This is a genomic window from Streptomyces sp. NPDC002403 (assembly GCF_053593015.1).
The window spans coordinates 213,796-230,455 of record NZ_JBSFBQ010000004.1 but is presented as its reverse complement, the minus strand read 5'-3'; the positions used below and the strand labels follow the sequence as shown (position 1 = coordinate 230,455).

Annotated in this window: 13 protein-coding genes, 1 tRNA gene and 1 pseudogene; 8 read left to right on the top strand and 7 right to left on the bottom strand. The window is 68.4% G+C overall.

Annotation, left to right across the window (positions count from 1 at the left end):
• The first annotated feature begins 9 nt into the window (after positions 1-9).
• Positions 10-336 (top strand): chorismate mutase, encoded by a 327-nt coding sequence (locus ACWCPY_RS07485; protein WP_451263386.1) that lies wholly within the window; start codon positions 10-12, stop codon positions 334-336.
• Here the strand turns inward: ACWCPY_RS07485 and ACWCPY_RS07480 are convergent.
• Positions 317-1,078 carry a hypothetical protein gene (locus tag ACWCPY_RS07480; protein WP_451263385.1) on the bottom strand — a complete coding sequence of 254 codons (762 nt, stop codon included), beginning with the start codon at positions 1,076-1,078 and terminating at the stop codon, positions 317-319. The genes ACWCPY_RS07485 and ACWCPY_RS07480 overlap by 20 nt on opposite strands.
• A 135-nt stretch (positions 1,079-1,213) precedes the next feature.
• Between ACWCPY_RS07480 and ACWCPY_RS07475 the strand changes: the two genes are divergently transcribed.
• The 4 genes from ACWCPY_RS07475 to ACWCPY_RS07460 all read left to right on the top strand — a co-directional run bounded on the left by ACWCPY_RS07475 (position 1,214) and on the right by ACWCPY_RS07460 (position 7,174).
• Entirely contained in the window at positions 1,214-1,651 is a 438-nt protein-coding gene (locus tag ACWCPY_RS07475) for an SMI1/KNR4 family protein (RefSeq protein WP_451263384.1), read from the top strand.
• A complete protein-coding gene (pepN, locus tag ACWCPY_RS07470) occupies positions 1,639-4,143 on the top strand; it encodes an aminopeptidase N (RefSeq protein WP_451263383.1) in 2,505 nt (834 codons plus the stop codon). The genes ACWCPY_RS07475 and pepN overlap by 13 nt, the downstream gene beginning before the upstream one ends.
• Positions 4,144-4,361: 218 nt before the next feature.
• Positions 4,362-5,759, top strand: a complete 1,398-nt coding sequence (locus tag ACWCPY_RS07465; protein ID WP_451263381.1) for a pyridoxal phosphate-dependent decarboxylase family protein — start codon at positions 4,362-4,364, stop codon at positions 5,757-5,759.
• Complete coding sequence (locus ACWCPY_RS07460; protein ID WP_451263380.1) at positions 5,756-7,174, top strand: lysine N(6)-hydroxylase/L-ornithine N(5)-oxygenase family protein; 1,419 nt, start codon at positions 5,756-5,758, stop codon at positions 7,172-7,174. The genes ACWCPY_RS07465 and ACWCPY_RS07460 overlap by 4 nt, the downstream gene beginning before the upstream one ends.
• Before the next feature lie 69 nt (positions 7,175-7,243).
• On the opposite strand, the gene ACWCPY_RS07455 is transcribed toward ACWCPY_RS07460, so the two are convergent.
• On the bottom strand, positions 7,244-9,055 hold the full coding sequence (locus ACWCPY_RS07455; protein WP_451263378.1) for a bifunctional metallophosphatase/5'-nucleotidase: 1,812 nt from the start codon (positions 9,053-9,055) through the stop codon (positions 7,244-7,246).
• 181 nt (positions 9,056-9,236) lie between these two features.
• On the opposite strand from ACWCPY_RS07455, the gene ACWCPY_RS07450 reads away from it, so the two are divergent.
• Both ACWCPY_RS07450 and pyk read left to right on the top strand, forming a co-directional pair.
• Positions 9,237-9,935, top strand: a complete 699-nt coding sequence (locus ACWCPY_RS07450; protein ID WP_451263377.1) for an SIMPL domain-containing protein — start codon at positions 9,237-9,239, stop codon at positions 9,933-9,935.
• 125 nt (positions 9,936-10,060) lie between these two features.
• Positions 10,061-11,494, top strand: coding sequence for a pyruvate kinase (pyk, locus tag ACWCPY_RS07445; protein ID WP_451263376.1), 1,434 nt, complete (start codon positions 10,061-10,063; stop codon positions 11,492-11,494).
• An 8-nt stretch (positions 11,495-11,502) separates the two neighbouring features.
• Here the strand turns inward: pyk and ACWCPY_RS07440 are convergent.
• Positions 11,503-12,268: pseudogene (locus ACWCPY_RS07440) on the bottom strand (transcriptional regulator).
• A gap of 108 nt (positions 12,269-12,376) precedes the next feature.
• Positions 12,377-12,451, bottom strand: a tRNA-Leu gene (locus ACWCPY_RS07435).
• Between the two features lie 99 nt (positions 12,452-12,550).
• On the opposite strand from ACWCPY_RS07435, the gene ACWCPY_RS07430 reads away from it, so the two are divergent.
• Positions 12,551-13,201: an ANTAR domain-containing response regulator gene (locus ACWCPY_RS07430; RefSeq protein ID WP_451263375.1), complete on the top strand. Its 651-nt coding sequence runs from the start codon at positions 12,551-12,553 to the stop codon at positions 13,199-13,201.
• Positions 13,202-13,267: 66 nt separating this feature from the next.
• Here ACWCPY_RS07430 and ACWCPY_RS07425 read toward each other — a convergent pair whose 3' ends face one another.
• The 3 genes from ACWCPY_RS07425 to ACWCPY_RS07415 are packed head-to-tail and all read right to left on the bottom strand — an operon-like array spanning position 13,268 to position 16,655.
• Positions 13,268-13,984, bottom strand: a complete 717-nt coding sequence (locus ACWCPY_RS07425) for an ABC transporter ATP-binding protein (RefSeq protein WP_451263374.1) — start codon at positions 13,982-13,984, stop codon at positions 13,268-13,270.
• A complete protein-coding gene (locus ACWCPY_RS07420) occupies positions 13,981-14,868 on the bottom strand; it encodes an ABC transporter ATP-binding protein (RefSeq protein WP_451263372.1) in 888 nt (295 codons plus the stop codon). Before ACWCPY_RS07420 ends, ACWCPY_RS07425 begins: the two co-directional genes overlap by 4 nt.
• Positions 14,865-16,655 carry a branched-chain amino acid ABC transporter permease gene (locus ACWCPY_RS07415; RefSeq protein WP_451263371.1) on the bottom strand — a complete coding sequence of 597 codons (1,791 nt, stop codon included), beginning with the start codon at positions 16,653-16,655 and terminating at the stop codon, positions 14,865-14,867. The genes ACWCPY_RS07420 and ACWCPY_RS07415 overlap by 4 nt, the downstream gene beginning before the upstream one ends.
• Positions 16,656-16,660 lie beyond the last annotated feature (5 nt).

The window sequence follows — 16,660 nt, the reverse complement described above, 5'->3', positions numbered from 1 at the left end:
TCGCTGACCATGACCACCAGGGACATCGACGCGTCCGTGAACGCCGAACTGAACCGGCTGCGCGAGAGCATCGACAACATTGACGCCGCAGTCGTCCATATGCTCGCCGAGCGCTTCAAGTGCACCCAGCAGGTCGGCCACCTCAAGGCCGCCCACCAGCTCCCCCCGGCCGACCCGGCCCGCGAGAGCAGGCAGATCGCCCGGCTGCGGCAACTGGCGGAGAGCGCACACCTGGATCCGGCCTTCGCCGAGAAGCTGCTGAACTTCATCGTGGCGGAGGTCATCCGCCACCACGAACGGATCGCGGAGGAATCGGCTACGAACGGGGAGGCGTGAAACCCGGGGACACCGGACCCACCGGCCGGCGCACCCTGCGCCGCCACCGCACCACCCAGGCACTCACCAGCAGCCCGAGCCCCGTGGCCAGCACGACCAGCCCGGCCGACGCCGACTCATTGACATGATCACCGTTGCCCACGGGTTCGGGCGCCCCCGAGGCCGCCCAGTCGGGCAGGAACAGCAGACCCGCCCCCACCAGGGCCGGCACCGCCCAGCCGAACCGCTCAGGGCGCGAGCACCGGACGGACACCAGAGCACCCGCGGCCAGCAGCACCGCACAGCCGAGCGCCGGCAGCACCGTGCACATCAGCCACTCGGACAGCAACGGCCGCCAGTACCACTCCGACTCCGGCCTCGGCCCGTCGAAGTAGTACAGGGTCCGCGGCTGCGGCTCACCCATGAAATCCCGGACGGTCCCCGGCACCAGACCGCCCAGCAGCCCTCCCGAGAGGACGAGCCCCGCGAACCGCGCCACCGCGACCCCGCCGCGCTCCCTCCACCAGGCGGGCGGGACGACCCGGAGCACGACCACGGCACACCAACCCGCCAGCAGCCCCAGGAACACCCCCTTGACCGCTCCGTAACCGATCGGAGTCCAGACGTTCCAGGGATAGTTCTCCAGACGCGCCGCCCGCCGGCACCCCACCAGACACCAGGCGACCGCACCCGCCGCCACACCCCACGGCACCACCCCCACGACCCACCGCCGCCCACCCCGCCCCGCCACCGCTGCGCACACGACCCGCCCCATCCACTCCGGCACCCCCGCCCACCACGAACCCGCGGGCCCCGTCCCAACGCGGGACGCGACAGCACCGCGCACGGTTGCAACGGGCCGGGCCGGGGTGTCGGCGGCTCCGCGTACTGTCCAGCCATGCCGGCCACAGAAGACCACGAGCCCACACCCGAACCCCGCCCCGCCGCCCACCCATGGCGCGATCTGCTCCAACGCTGGAGCGACGCATGGCTCGACCCCGTCCTGCACGAACAGGAAAGACACGAACCCTTACCCGACGAGATACGGACAGCCCGCTGGCTGGGCGGACCGGGCGCGACACCGGAGGAGCTCGCGGAACTGGAGGACCGCCTGGGCATCGGACTCCCACCGAGCTACCGGGAGTTCCTGCACACCAGCAACGGGTGGCTCGACACCACCACCGAGATCAGGCGACTCCTGCCCGCCCGGGAAGTCGACCGGGCCACCGATAACAGGCACCCCCTCCCAGCCCCGACCCGATACCACTCAGCCGTGGGAGAACCCGCCTGCGGCGCGCCCACCGCGTACGGCAGCATGGACACATGTCCGTACTGACGCGCGACGAAGCGCAGACCCGAGCCCAGTTCCTCGACGTACACCGGTACACGATCGACCTCGATCTGACCGCGGGGGAGGAGACCTTCGACTCCCGCACCGTCATCCAGTTCACCGCAGCAGCGGCCGGAGACACCTTCGTCGAACTCAAGCCGGCCACCCTGCGCTCGATCAGCCTCGACGGACACCCCCTCGACCCCGCCGACCTCGTCGAGAACCGCTTCCCGCTCACCGCACTCACCCCCGGCACCCACGAGCTGCGCATCGACGCCGCCATGAGCTACTCCCGCACCGGCGAAGGCATGCACCGCTTCACCGACCCCACGGACGGCGAGACATACGTCTACACCCAGCTCTTCATGGAAGACGTCCAGCGCGTCTTCGCCGCCTTCGACCAGCCCGACCTCAAGTCCGTCTTCGCACTCACCGTCACCGCCCCCGAAGGCTGGACCGTCCTCGGCAACGGCATCGCCGAACACCGCGGCGACGGCCACTGGACCCTCGCCGCCACCCCCCTCATCTCCACCTACCTCGTCGCCGTCGCCGCCGGCCCCTGGCACTCCGTGACCACCGAACACGCCGGACTGCCCTTCGGCATCCACTGCCGCCGCTCACTGGCCCCCCACCTCGACACGGACGCCGACGAGATCCTCGACATCACCCGGGCCTGCTTCGACCGCTTCCACGAGAAGTTCGACGAGCCCTACCCCTTCGACTCCTACGACCAGGCCTTCGTACCCGAGTTCAACGCCGGCGCCATGGAGAACCCCGGCCTCGTCACCTTCCGCGACGAGTTCATCTACCGCTCCGCCGTCACCGACACCGAACGCCAGACCCGCGGCATGGTCATCGCCCACGAAATGGCCCACATGTGGTTCGGCGACCTCGTCACCCTCGCCTGGTGGGACGACATCTGGCTCAACGAGTCCTTCGCCGAATACATGGGCTACCAGACCCTCGCCGAAGCCACCCGCTTCACCGACACCTGGGTCGACTTCGGCGTCGCCCGCAAGGGCTGGGGCTACGACGCCGACCAGCGCCCCTCCACCCACCCCGTCGCACCCGACCCGGACGCCGTCCCCGACACCGCGTCCGCCCTGCTCAACTTCGACGGCATCTCCTACGCCAAGGGCGCATCCGCCCTGCGCCAACTCGTCGCCTGGCTCGGCGAGAAGGACTTCCTGGCCGGCATCAACACCCACTTCGCCCGCCACAAATTCGCCAACGCCACCCTCGCCGACTTCATCGACAACCTCGCATCGGCCACCGACCGCGACGTCCACGCCTGGGCCGAAGCCTGGCTGCGCACCACCGGAGTCGACACCCTCACCTCCCATGTCGAGGAAACCGACGGCACCTGGACCCTCGCCGTCGACCACAACGGCAGCCGCCCCCACCGCATCGCCGTCGGCGCCTACGACCACGCCCCCGACACCCACACCGGCACCGACCGGCTCGTCCTGCGCGAACGCTACGAAATCGACGTCCCCCAGGACGGCACACCCCAAGCACGCCCCGGCCGCCGCCCCGCACTCCTCGTCCTCAACGACGGCGACCTCGGCTACGCCAAGATCCGCCTCGACCCCCGGTCCTGGGAAACCGTCGCCAACGGCCTCTCCGGCATCCCCGACGCCCTGACCCGCGCCGTCATCTGGAACGCCGCCCGCGACATGGTCCGCGACGGCGAACTCGCCCCCACCACCTACCTCGAAGCGGCCCGCACCCACCTCCCGCTCGAAACCGACCTCGCCCTCGCCCAAGGCGTACTCGCCTTCGCCGACACCCACATCGCCCGCCGCTACCTCACCCCCGAACACCGCCCCGCAGCCCTCGCCACCCTCACCGCCCTCTGCCGCGACCTCATCCGCCGCACCGAGGACGGCCACAACCCCGGCCTCCGCCTCATCGCCGTACGCCACCTCATCGACGCCGCCACCCAGCCCGACACCATCCAGGACTGGCTCACCAACGGCACCGTCCCCGGCGGACCCGAACTCGACCCCGAACTGCGCTGGCGCATCCTCACCCGCCTCGCCGTCCTCGGCGCCACCGACGAAACCACCATCGCCGCCGAACTCGAACAGGACCCCAGCGCCACCGGCCAGGAAGGCGCCGCCCGCTGCCGCGCCGCCCTCCCCACCCCCGACGCCAAGGCCACCGCCTGGAACGCCCTGTTCAACGACGACAGCCTCTCCAACTACCTCTTCACCGCCACCGCCCAAGGCTTCTGGCAACCCGAACAGGCCGACCTCGTCAGCGAATACGTCCCCCGCTACTACCCCGAGGCCACCCGCCTCGCCGCCCGCCGCGGCCCCGCCATCGCCGACGCCGCAGGACGCTACGCCTTCCCCGCCCACGCCGTGGACACCGACAACCTCCACCTCGGCGAACAGGCCCTCGAGGACAAGGCCCTCATCCCCGCCCTGCACCGCAAACTCACCGACCAGATCGACGACCTGCGCCGCGCCATCGACGTACGCAACACCCACTGACCCCACAACCCCGCACCACCCGTGCCCGGCGCCACCCCACCACACAGGGGGACGCCGGGCACACCCATACCACCAGAACCCACCCCCACACCCCCACACCCCACCACCCGTCCCCCTTTCGAGTTCACCTCACCCGGCTCCCCGGCCGCGCCCCCGGAAACCCGGACAAGCTGGCATGTCCACCCATGCCCCGCGCGCACCCGAAGGGCCCCACCACCATGCCCACCCCACCCCTCGCCGGAACCACCACCGGCCCCGCCGCCCTGCGCCCCCTCATCGACACCGTCCTCACCGCACTCCACGACGGAGCCCACCGACGCGACGGCCCCCTCCCCGCCGGCGGCCCCGACGCCGTCACCCCACGGATGCGCACCGCCACCCACCCCCTCATCCCCGACCACGGCACCGGCCCCCACCACGCCCTGCGCACCCTCGTCACCGCCCTCACCGAAGGCGCCGCAGACCCCGCCGACCCCCTCTGCACCGCCCACCTCCACACCCCACCCCTCGCCCTCGCCACCGCCGCGGACCTCGCCGCCTCCGCCCTCAACCCCTCCATGGACTCCTGGGACCAGGCCCCCGCCGCCTCCGCCCTCGAAGCCGACACCACCGCCGCACTCGCCGCCGAGATCTACCCCCACCAACCCACCCCCGACGCACTCATCACCACCGGCGGCACCGAAGCCAACCAACTCGCCCTCCTCCTCGCCCGCGAACGCAACGGCCCCGTACAGACCATCTGCGCCGCCAACGCCCACCACAGCATCACCCGCGCCGCCTGGCTCCTCGGCCTCCCCCGACCCGTCGTGATCCCCGCCCCCACCGGCGTCATGGACCTCGCCGCCCTCGACGAAGCCCTCACCCGCCACGACCACCCCCTCCTCGTCACCGCCACCGCCGGCACCACCGACACCGGCCAGATCGACCCACTCGCCGACATCGCCGACCTCTGCGCCACCCACGGCGCCGAACTCCACATCGACGCCGCCTACGGCGGACCCCTCCTCTTCAGCCCCACCCACCGAGGCAAGGTCCACGGCCTCGACCGCGCCCACAGCGTCACCCTCGACCTGCACAAACTCGGCTGGCAACCCGCCCCCGCAAGCATCCTCGCCGTCCCCCACCGCCACCACCTCGACCCACTCCACCACCGAGCCCCCTACCTCAACGCCGACGACGACACCGAAGCCGGCCTCCCCGACCTCCTCGGCCGCTCCCTGCGCACCACCCGACGCCCCGACGCCCTCAAGATCGCCGTCACCCTCCAGGCACTCGGCCGCACCGGAATCGCCGACCTCATCGACCGCACCCTCACCACCGCCCACCACCTCGCCGACCTCATCGCCAAAACCCCCACCCTCGACCTCTACGACCGCCCCACCATCAGCACCGTCCTCTTCCGCCCCACCGAAGCCGACGACACCACCGTCGCCACCATCCGCCGCACCCTCCTCACCCGCGGCCAAGCCGTACTCGGCCGCGCCCACACCGACAACCGCCTCTGGCTCAAAGCCACCCTCCTCAACCCCCACACCACCCCCGACCACCTCCGCACACTCCTCGACCTCGTCAACCGACTCGCCAACGACCTCGCGGAAGGCAACACCCCCCGATGACCGACCTGCCCACCCCCGACACCGACCAGCCGCACGACCTCATCGGCATCGGCATCGGCCCCTTCAACCTCTCCCTCGCCGCCCTCGCCCACGGCATCCCCGCCAACCCCCACCCCCTCACCGCCGCCTTCTACGAACAACGCCCCGCCTTCCACTGGCACCCCGGCCTCCTCATCGACGGAGCCAGCCTCCAAGTCCCCTTCCTCGCCGACCTCGTCACCCTCGCCGACCCCGCCAGCCCCTGGACCTTCCTCAACTACCTACGCAGCCGCGACCGCCTCTTCCCCTTCTACTTCGCCGAACGCTTCCACATCCAACGCGCCGAATACGACGCCTACTGCCGCTGGGTCACCGACCAACTCCCCGGCCTCCACTTCAGCCACCAGGTCGACGCCGTCCGCTGGAACAACCAACGCGAACTCTTCGAAATCGACTTCACCCAACTCGACAACGAAGGCGAAGCCGAAGCACTCGGCCGCGCCCACACCCGCAACATCGCCCTCGGCATCGGCACCGAACCCCACATCCCCGAACCCCTCAAACCCCTCACCGAAGCCGACAACGTCCCCGTCATCCACTCCGCCGACTACCTCCACCACCGGCAAGAACTCCTCGAAGCCCCCCACATCACCGTCATCGGCTCCGGACAGTCAGGCGCCGAAATCTTCCTCGACCTCCTGCGCGCCCGCCCCACCGGCCACGAGAACCTCCACTGGCTCGCCCGCACCCAGGCCTTCGCACCCATGGAGTACTCAAAACTCGGCCTCGAACACTTCACCCCCGACTACAGCCGCTACTTCCACGCCCTCCCCGAATCCGTACGCGACGAACTCGTCCCCCACCAATGGCAACTCCACAAAGGCATCGACGCCGACACCATCGCCGCCATCCACGACGAGCTCTACCGCCGCACCCTCCACGGCGGCTGGCCCGATACCACCCTCACCCCCGGCGTCTCCGTACGCACCGCAGGACGCGTAGCCAACAACCGCATCGAACTCCACCTCGCACACACCCAGCAGAACACCCGCAGCCGACTCACCACCGACGCCGTCGTCCTCGCCACCGGCTACCGCGAACGCCCCCTCGACCGCATCCTCACCGGCCTCGACCCCTACATGCGCCGCGACGCCTCCCAACGCCCCCGCATCGACGACCGGTTCCGCCTCGTCCTCGACCCCACCGTCACCGGCAACATCTACGTACAGAACGCCGAACGCCACACCCACGGCGTCGGCGCCCCCGACCTGGGACTCGCCGCCTGGCGCAGCGCCACCATCCTCAACGACCTCACCGGCACCAACCCCTACCCCCTCCCCGAACGCACCGCCTTCACCACCTTCGGCCTCACCCCCCAGCACCCCGGCGTCCCCACCCAGAACCCCGACCTCATCCCCCTCGCCCAGAACACCTGACCCCCACCACACACAGAAGGCGGCCGCCCCCTCCCGAAGGAGCAGACGGCCGCCCACCAGAACAACCCGCTAGAACACCGGCGTACCCTCACGCGTCAGACGCCAGTCCACCGAAGCGAACTGCGCACCATCCACCGAACCCTTCGCCTGCACCCAGGCGATGATCGTGTTACGGATCTCCTCGGAATTCGCCCACAACTGCTTGGCACCCGCCACATGCGGGAAGTTCCCGCCGCCACTGGCCCGGTAGTTGTTCACCGCCAGCACGAACTCCGCCGCCGGGTCGATCGGCTGGCCCTCGAACGAGAGATTCACGATCCGCGAGCCGTTCGGCTTCGCGACGTCGATCTCGTACGTCAGCCCCGACACCGCGTCGTAGTTGTAGTCCGGAGTGTTGTCCGCGTTCGTCAGCTTCGCGGTGTCCACCGGCGCACCCGCCGGGGTCTGCACGTAGTACCGCGCCGAGAACTCCAGGTAATCCTTCAGCTGGGCACCGGTCAGCAGCCGCGCCTCAAGCGTGTTCTCGAACGGGTACAGACCCGCCGCATCCTTGATCGTCACGTTCCCGGCCGGGATCTGCGCCGTGCGCGAGAAGCACGACGCCTGCGAGAGCACCGGAAGCGCCGCGTACGCGCCACCGGCCAGCGCCGCCTTCACCGTCTCCGCCTGGACCACATTGATCAGATCGATGATCGGCTCGTCCTTCCAGGCCGCCTCCGCCGTCGTCATCGCCGCCGTCGACGTACCGATGACCTGGTTGACGTACGCCACGACCTTCTTGTGCTCGTCCGCCAACAGCCCCGTGATCCTCGGGTCCTCCTCCACCGTGTTGGAGTTCAGCACCTGCGAACCCGCCTTCTCCACCACCCAGCGGCCCTTCTCCCACACCAGGTCGAAGTCGAACAACGTCAGCCGCTGCCCCCACTTCAACGGCTCCGAGAGCACCACCTTCTTGCCGGTCTGCTTGTTCTCCACGAAGTACTCGGGGATCTCCAGGTGCGCGTGCCCGACGAGAATGGCGTCGATCCCCGGAACCTGCTCGGCCACCAGACCGGCCGCGTTCTCGACGTACGGGATCTGGTCACCGTACGACGACGTCCCGCTGTTGCCCGAGTGCGCCGACACGATCACCACGTCCGCGCCCATCGAACGAAGCCGCGGCACGAACTTCGCCGCCTGTTCCTCCAGCCCCGGGAACACCATCTTCCCGCCGACATTCGCCTTGTCCCAGATGGCGATCCCCGGGTTGGTCAGCCCCAGGATCGCGACCTTCACATCCGGGCCGTGCGGGGTACGCATCCGCTTGATGACGTACGGGGCGAACGCCGGCCGCAGGGTCTTCGCGTCCAGCGCGTTCGCACCCAGCAGCGGGAAGTCGCACTGCTCCTCGAACTTCCGCAGCACCGGGATGCCGTAGTTGAACTCGTGGTTGCCGAGCGCCGCGGCGTCGTACCCGATCACGTTCATCGCCTGCGCCATCGGATGCACCGGACCACGCTTCGCCGTGATCGGATCGATCTTCGCGTAGTAGTACGACAACTGGGTGCCCTGGATCGTGTCACCCGCATCGATCATCAACGTGTTACGACGACCCTTCTCCCGGCGCACCTGCTCCACCAGAGTCGAGATCTTCGCCAGACCGACATCGTTGTGCGCCTTGTCGTCGAACTCCTTGTCGGTGAAGTAGTCCCAGTTGAAAACATTCCCATGCAGGTCCGTCGTCCCCATCACGGTGAACGAGTACCGCTTCGGCGGACGCCCGTGGCCGTGCCCATGGCCATGACCCTGGGCCACGGCGGGCACCGCGGAACCCCCCGCGATCGCCACACCCGCACCGGCAGCCGCCGATGTGCCCAGGAACGTCCTACGGTTCAGCGGCATTTCGTCTCCCACATCTCAGTTCTCACACAGCTCTGTACTGGCACGACGCGGCACCCTGACAACAACGACCACCGCGCACAACGCGCGTAGATAATGACCCACGAGCCACACCCGGCAACACCCCCTGCGGGTTTCGATCTGATGACCACCCGCTGTCCGACCCGGATGCGACAGTGGACCCATGACCACCGCCCCACCGCCCCACGGCACCCCCGAACACCCCCGCGTCGCCGTCCGCGGCGAAGCCCGCCACGAAGTCGACCCCGAAACCGCCCGCATCACCATCACCGTCACCGCCCGCGGCAAGGACCGCCGCCACGCCCTCGAAGACCTCACCCGCCGCAACAACCACGTACTCGAACTCGCACGCTCCTACGGACAATCCATAGAAAAACTCGAAACCGGCACATTCTCCATCACGCCCGAACTCACCAAGAAAGGCCGCAACGAACAAATCCACGCCTACCACGGCCGCGTCCACATCACCGCCGTCCTCAACGACTTCACCGCACTGGGCGAATTCACCACCAAAATCGCCGACCTCGACATGACCCGGGTCAACGGCCCCTGGTGGGGCCTGCGCCCCGACTCACCCGCCCACGCCACTGCCCGCCGCCAAGCCGTCCACGAAGCCGTTCAACGCGCCCGTGAATACGCCGACGCCCTCGGCGCCCACCTCACCGCCCTCCTCGAACTAGCCGACCTCGGCGCGGAGAACACCAGCACCACCACCCTCCCCGCACCCGGCGCCGCACGCGGCCGCGCCGCCTTCGGAGCAGCCCCACCCGAGCCCGCCCCCACCCTCGACCTCGAACCACAACGCCAGACCGTCCACGCCCAGGTCAACGCCCGCTTCCTCATGTCACCGCCAAAACTCTGAAGAGAATGCTCATCCGAGCACCCCGCCGCACAATTCAACACTTGTCAATAACCCTTCATCCAAAGGTCGTTGAGCAGTCACGGCACGCCAATCAACTACCCGTAGGTAAGGTCTAGGGTCGAACCATGCGCCGAGCAAAAATCGTCTGTACCCTGGGCCCCGCCGTCGACACATACGACCAGATCAAGGCATTGGTCGAAGCGGGAATGGACATCGCCCGCCTCAACCTCAGCCACGGCACCTACGCCGAACACGAAGAGCGGTACCACCGCGTACGCAAGGCCTCCGACGAGAACGGACGCAGCGTCGGCATCCTCGCCGACCTTCAAGGCCCGAAGATCCGCCTCGGACGCTTCCTCGAAGGCCCCGTACTCCTTGAACGCGGCGACAACTTCACCATCACCGTCGAACCCGTCGAAGGCGACCGCCACACCTGCGGCACCACCTACGACGGACTCGCCGCCGACGTCACCCCCGGCGAACGCATCCTCGTCGACGACGGCCGCGTCACCCTCGAAGTCACCGAGGTCGACGGCCCCCGCGTCCACACCACCGTCATCGAAGGCGGCATGGTCTCCGACCACAAGGGCCTCAACCTCCCCGGCGTCGCCGTCTCCGTCCCCGCACTCTCCGAGAAGGACATCGAAGACCTCCGCTGGGCCCTGCGCACCGGCGCCGACATCATCGCCCTCTCCTTCGTACGCAGCGGACGCGACATCGAGGACGTCCACCGCATCATGGACGAGGAAGGCCGCCGCCTCCCCGTCATCGCCAAGGTGGAGAAGCCCCAGGCCGTCGAGAACATCGACGGCATCGTCGCCGCCTTCGACGGCATCATGGTCGCCCGCGGCGACCTCGGCGTCGAGATGCCCCTGGAACAGGTGCCGATCGTCCAGAAGCGCGCGATCAAACTCGCCAGGCGCAACGCCAAGCCGGTCATCGTCGCCACCCAGATGCTCGACTCGATGATCGACAACTCCCGCCCCACCCGAGCCGAGGCCTCCGACGTCGCCAACGCGGTCATCGACGGCACGGACGCGGTGATGCTCTCCGGCGAGACCAGCGTCGGCAAGCACCCGATCGAGACGGTCCGCACGATGTCCCGCATCGTCGAGGCCGCCGAGGAGGACATCCTCACCAAGGGCCTCCCGCCCCTGACCGACCGCAACAAGCCCCGCACCCAGGGCGGCGCGGTGGCCCGCGCGGCGGCCGAGATGGGCGACTTCCTCGGTGCGAAGTTCCTGGTCGCCTTCACCCAGAGCGGCGACACGGTCCGGCGCCTCTCCCGCTACCGCTCGCCCATCCCGCTCCTCGCCTTCACCCCGGACCCGGCCACCCGCTCCCAGCTCAATCTGACCTGGGGCGTCGAGACCTTCCTCGGCCCGCACGTGGACTCGACGGACGCGATGGTCGCCCAGGTCGACGAGGAGCTACTGAGGATCGGCCGCTGCCGGAAGGGCGACGTCGTCGTCATCACGGCCGGCTCCCCGCCGGGCGTCCCGGGCTCGACGAACCTGGTGCGGGTACACCACATCGGCGAGGACGACAGCCCGAAGTAGGCCTGTCGTCAGTACTTCGGCCCGACATGGGCGTCCATCAGCGCTACGGACGCCCGTCGGGCGACGGAGATGTTCCGGCTGTTGGCCTGCTTCCAGTGGACGCCGACGAGGTCCAGGGCGTCGGTGAAAAGTCCCAGGATGTCGGCTGACAAGTTGGTGAAGAAGTACCGGGGGTACTCGTAGCGCTTCTGCTCGCCGCCGATGAGTCTCGTGGTCCAGTTGGTGACTCGGCATCCGTCGGAGTGGATCAGGCCGCGGATGAACTCCCAGGGGTGGGTGCGCACGATCTGCTGTTGCCAGGGTTCGAGAGAGATCGTGCGTTCGTGCTTCTTGCCGGGGCCGTGCTGGGGGAAGAGGCAAGGCCAGTGCTTGCTGTAGCAGGTCACGTTCTGACAGCCCTGGCGCTGAACTCGGAACACCTTGTTGCCGGGGCGCACGAGCTGCATGGCTTCGACGCAAGCGTCGATAAGGCCGGGCCAGCTGTCGGCGCAGGCGATACGGAGGAAATACACCCCCCTTTTTACTGGCGCTGATACAGCCGTCGCCGAGGTAGAGGCCCAGCAAGTAGGCGTACGCGGCGGGGTCTTCAGGATCACTCGGCGTGTCGCCGCACCGCGGACATCCCATGGCGCGATCCCTGCCGAGAGGTTCTGTTCGTGTCTGCCACGAACGGATTGCGGCGCGCGATATGCCGGTTTGCTTGCTTACGGAGTTCTGGCTGAAACCCTGAGCGATGAGGGCCAGAGCACGCTTGCGTGTATCAAGGTCGTACACCAGGCCGAGCCTGTCCGTATCCGGGCAACCTGGAGGCGGAACAAGGCGGCATTCACACGTTCACGTGAAGCCTCGCTATTCTCCAGCGGGCTTGGAATCGAAGGAAAGTACCCCGAGTCGGACTCGAACCGACACTGTATGGGTTTTGAATCCATTGTCTCTAACCAATTGGACTACCGGGGCTCGCTGAATCGTAGGTTTCCCTCGACCCGCTGCCCAACCACCTTACCGCAGCTGGGTAGGCTCTTGGCAGCAGTACCCCTGCCTTGATCAAGGAGCCCCGTGACCACGCCCGAGTCGCCCCAGCCCGCCGCCGACGACGACAAGTCGCACGTTCCGCCGCTGACGACCCGCGTCGTCATCGCCGAGGACGAGGCGCTCATCCGTCTCGACCTCAAAGAGATGCTGGAGGAAGAGGGCTACGCGGTCGTCGGAGAGGCCGGGGACGGGCAGCGGGCCGTCGAGCTGGCTCGGGAGCACCGGCCGGATCTGGTCATCCTCGATGTGAAGATGCCGGTCCTGGACGGGATCTCCGCGGCTGAGAAGATCGCCGAGGAGTCCATCGCGCCGGTCCTGATGCTGACCGCGTTCTCGCAGCGCGATCTCGTCGAGCGGGCCCGGGACGCCGGGGCGATGGCGTATCTGGTGAAGCCGTTCAGCAAGAGCGACGTGGTGCCGGCCATCGAGATGGCGGTGTCGCGGTTCGCGGAGCTGAGGGCGCTGGAGTCCGAGGTCGCGGACCTCGCTCAGCGGCTGGAGACGCGGAAGCTGGTGGACCGGGCGAAGAGCATTCTGCAGACGGATTACGGGCTCTCCGAGCCGGCCGCGTTCCGGTGGATCCAGAAGACGTCGATGGACCGTCGGCTGTCGATGCAGCAGCTCGCCGAGGCGTTGATCGAGGATGCCGAGGAGAAGAAGAAGGCGGCCGAGTAGGCCGTACGTGAGTACGAGGAAGGCCCGCGTCCCGGATGTCCGGGGCGCGGGCCTTCCTCGTGTGTGTCAGTCCTCGCCGAGGTAGGCCTTGCGGACGGACTCGTCGTGGAGGAGGTCCGCGCCGGTGCCGGAGAGGACGATCTTGCCGACCTCCATGACGTGGCCTCGGTCCGCGAGGGAGAGCGCGGCCTGGGCGTTCTGCTCGACGAGCAGGATGGTGGTGCCCTGGGCCTTGAGTTCGACGATGGTCTCCATGATCTTCTGCATCATGATCGGGGAGAGGCCCATGGAGGGTTCGTCGAGCATCAGGAGTTTGGGCCGGCACATGAGGGCCCTGCCCATGGCGAGCATCTGCTGTTCGCCGCCCGAGAGGGTTCCGGCGGCCTGTTTGCGGCGTTCCCCGAGGATGGGGAAGAGGTCGTAGGCGCGCTGGATGTCCTTCTCGATGCCTGCCTTGTCGTTGCGGAGGTAGGCGCCGAGCTGGAGGTTCTCGGTGATGGTGAGCCGGGGGAAGATGTGGCGTCCCTCGGGGGAGTGGGCGAGGCCCAGGGAGACGACCTTGTGCGCGGGTACGTCGGTGAGCGGTTTGCCGTCGAAGACGATGCGGCCGCCGGCCGGTTTGAGCAGGCCGGAGAGGGTGCGCAGGGTGGTGGTCTTGCCGGCGCCGTTGGTGCCGATGAGGGTGACGACCTGGCCGGCCTCGACGGTGAAGGAGATGCCCTTGACGGCTTCGATCTTGCCGTAGGCGACGCGGAGGTCCTCGACCTCCAGAAGTGCGGTCATCGGGTGTCCTCCTCCTCGGTGCTGGTGGTGGCTGTTTTCGTGGCGCCGGCTTCCGCGGCTTCGACCTCGGCGGCTTCTTCGGCGCCGGGGGCGCCTTCGAAGGGGGTGCCGAGGTAGGCGGCGACGACGCGTTCGTCGCTCTGGACGACGTCGGGGGTGCCTTCGACGAGCTTTTCGCCCTGGACGAGGCAGGCGACGCGGTCGCAGAGGTTGAAGATGAACCGCATGTCGTGCTCGATGACGAGGACGGCGATGCCCTGGTCACGGATGGCGAAGATGAGTTCTTCGGTGACGCGGGTCTCTTGCGGGTTCATGCCGGCGGTGGGCTCGTCGAGGAGGAGGAGTCCGGGGTCGCTGGCGAGGGCGCGGGCGATTTCCAGCTTGCGCTGGTCTCCGTAGGGGAGGTTGCGCGCGAGGTGGTCGGCCTTGTCGGCGAGGCCGATGAACTCCAGGAGTTCCATGGCGCGTTCGCGGCTGGCCTGCTCGGCCCTGGTGAAGCCGGGGAGGCGCAGGAGGGCGGACCAGAGGCCTTCCTTGGTCCTGGTGTGGCGTCCGACGAGGACGTTTTCCAGGACGGTCATGTTGGCGAAGAGCCGGATGTTCTGGAAGGTGCGGGCGATGCCTGCCTGGGTGACGAGGTGGGGCTTGGGCGGCAGGACGGTGTCCTTGTAGCTGACCGTTCCTTCGGTGGGGACGTACAGGCCGGTGAGGCAGTTGAAGAAGGTGGTCTTGCCGGCGCCGTTGGGGCCGATGAGGCCGACGATCTCGCCCGCGTCGACGGTGAGGTCGACGTTGCGTACGGCGGTGAGACCGCCGAAGCGCATGGTGACGCCGCTGGCGTCGAGGACGGTGGTGGCGGTGTTCGTGGTGGTCATGGTGGTCACGCCCCCGCCTTGGCGACGTCGGCGCCGGTCTCTTCGGACTGTCGTGGTTCCGGTACGTCGGGCTGGTCGTTCTCGTGGAATTCGAGCTGCTTCCTGCGGTCGGCGACCAGTCCTTCGGGGCGCAGGCGCATCAGGAGGATGAGTGCGATGCCGAAGAGGAAGAGCTGGTAGTCCTGCATGAACTGGAGTTTGGCCGGGATGAGGTAGAGCAGTGCGGCGCCGATGAGGGGTCCGCTGAGGGTTCCCATGCCGCCGAGGATGACGGCGGCGAGGAGGAAGGCGGAGTTGGGGGGTACGGAGCCGGCGAACTGGTACTGCTCGGGCGTCACGGTGTAGTTGACGTGTGCCTGGACGGTTCCGGCGAGTCCGGCGAGGGTGGCGCCGAGGGCGAAGGCGAGCAGTTTGAGCCGGAAGGCGTTGATGCCCATGGCGGTGGCTGCGGTTTCGTCCTCGCGGATGGCTACCCAGGCGCGGCCGATGCGGGATTCTCCGGAGCGGCGGAAGACGAGGACGACGACGGCGGTGAAGACGAGCATCAGCAGGTAGTAGTTGGCGGACCTGCCGAGGTCGAAGCCGAGGATGTTGTGCTTGAGGCCGAAGTCGAATCCGAAGAAGTTGAGGTCGGGGATGCTGGGGATGCCCTGGGAGCCGTTGGTGAGGTCGGGTCCGCTGTTGCCGTTGAGGTTGTTGACGGTGAGGCGGAAGATTTCACCGAAGCCGAGGGTGACGATGGCGAGGTAGTCGCCGCGCAGTCTCAGCGTGGGTGCGCCGATGAGTACGCCGAAGACGAGTGATGCTCCGGCGCCGGTGAGGACGGCGGCCCAGAAGGGGAATTCGACGCCGATGGCGGACATGGTGGAGCCGGAGACCAGGGCGGCGGCGTAGGCGCCGACGCCGAGGAAGGCGACGTATCCGAGGTCGAGGAGGCCGGCGAGGCCGACGACGACGTTGAGGCCGAGTGCGACGGTGCCGAAGATGAGGATGTTGGCGCCGATGAGCGCGTATTCCTCTTTCTGCTGGGTGAAGGGGAAGCAGACGGCTGCGACGAGGGCTGCGGCGAGGGTGATGTTGCGGTGCTTCGCGGTCAGTGCGGTGAGGCGGGAGACGAGTCCGGCCCGGTGCAGTGCGGTGAAGGCGAAGCCGACGGTGATGAGGAAGCCGATGAAGAGTTCGGTGTAGTCGGTGTCGATGCCGTAGGCGAAGACGTAGAGGCCGATGCCGAACGCGGCGACGATGATGAGGATTTCGGCCCAGGAGGGGAGGGTCTTGGGGCGGGGGGCCTGGGGGGCGCCGAGGCTGTTGCGGAAGCGTTGCCAGGCGGTGGCCGAGGTGTCGGCGAGTGGCTGGTCGCCGGGGAGTCCGAGTGCGGCGGCGGCGGCGATGAGTGCGCCGATGCCGCTGACCCAGGCGCCGGGTTCCAGGTTGACGATGCCGCCGAGGTCGTAGGCGATGGCGCCGATGGTGTAGCCGGTGGTGCCGAGGGTGCCGAGGGCGAGGAGGCGGACGGGGCTGTTGGTGCCGCCGGGGGTGAGCCAGTGCAGGCCTCGGATGCCGTACCCGGACAGGGTGAGGAGCAGGGTGAGTGCTGCGCTGATGAGGGTGAGGACCTGGAGGCCGCCGGGGTAGCCGGTGACGGTGAGGTCGCCGGGGAATTCGTCGGTCCAGGTCCAGGCGAGGAAGGTGCCGGCGAGGGCGACGGTGGCGCCTGCGGTGGTGCCGATGCGGGCCGCTGCGGCGGGGATCGGCAGGAACGCGGGGCCGGGTGCGGTGGTGTGGTTGGTGGTCATCCGTA

Excerpts from the sequence above, each read along its gene's own strand:
- ACWCPY_RS07485 (WP_451263386.1), top strand. The coding sequence starts at position 10 with ATGACCACCAGGGACATCGACGCGTCCGTGAACGCCGAACTGAACCGG.
- ACWCPY_RS07475 (WP_451263384.1), top strand. The coding sequence starts at position 1,214 with ATGCCGGCCACAGAAGACCACGAGCCCACACCCGAACCCCGCCCCGCC.
- pepN (WP_451263383.1), top strand. The coding sequence starts at position 1,639 with ATGTCCGTACTGACGCGCGACGAAGCGCAGACCCGAGCCCAGTTCCTC.
- ACWCPY_RS07465 (WP_451263381.1), top strand. The coding sequence starts at position 4,362 with ATGCCCACCCCACCCCTCGCCGGAACCACCACCGGCCCCGCCGCCCTG.
- ACWCPY_RS07460 (WP_451263380.1), top strand. The coding sequence starts at position 5,756 with ATGACCGACCTGCCCACCCCCGACACCGACCAGCCGCACGACCTCATC.
- ACWCPY_RS07455 (WP_451263378.1), bottom strand. The coding sequence starts at position 9,055 with ATGCCGCTGAACCGTAGGACGTTCCTGGGCACATCGGCGGCTGCCGGT.
- ACWCPY_RS07450 (WP_451263377.1), top strand. The coding sequence starts at position 9,237 with ATGACCACCGCCCCACCGCCCCACGGCACCCCCGAACACCCCCGCGTC.
- pyk (WP_451263376.1), top strand. The coding sequence starts at position 10,061 with ATGCGCCGAGCAAAAATCGTCTGTACCCTGGGCCCCGCCGTCGACACA.
- ACWCPY_RS07425 (WP_451263374.1), bottom strand. The coding sequence starts at position 13,984 with ATGACCGCACTTCTGGAGGTCGAGGACCTCCGCGTCGCCTACGGCAAG.
- ACWCPY_RS07415 (WP_451263371.1), bottom strand. The coding sequence starts at position 16,655 with ATGACCACCAACCACACCACCGCACCCGGCCCCGCGTTCCTGCCGATC.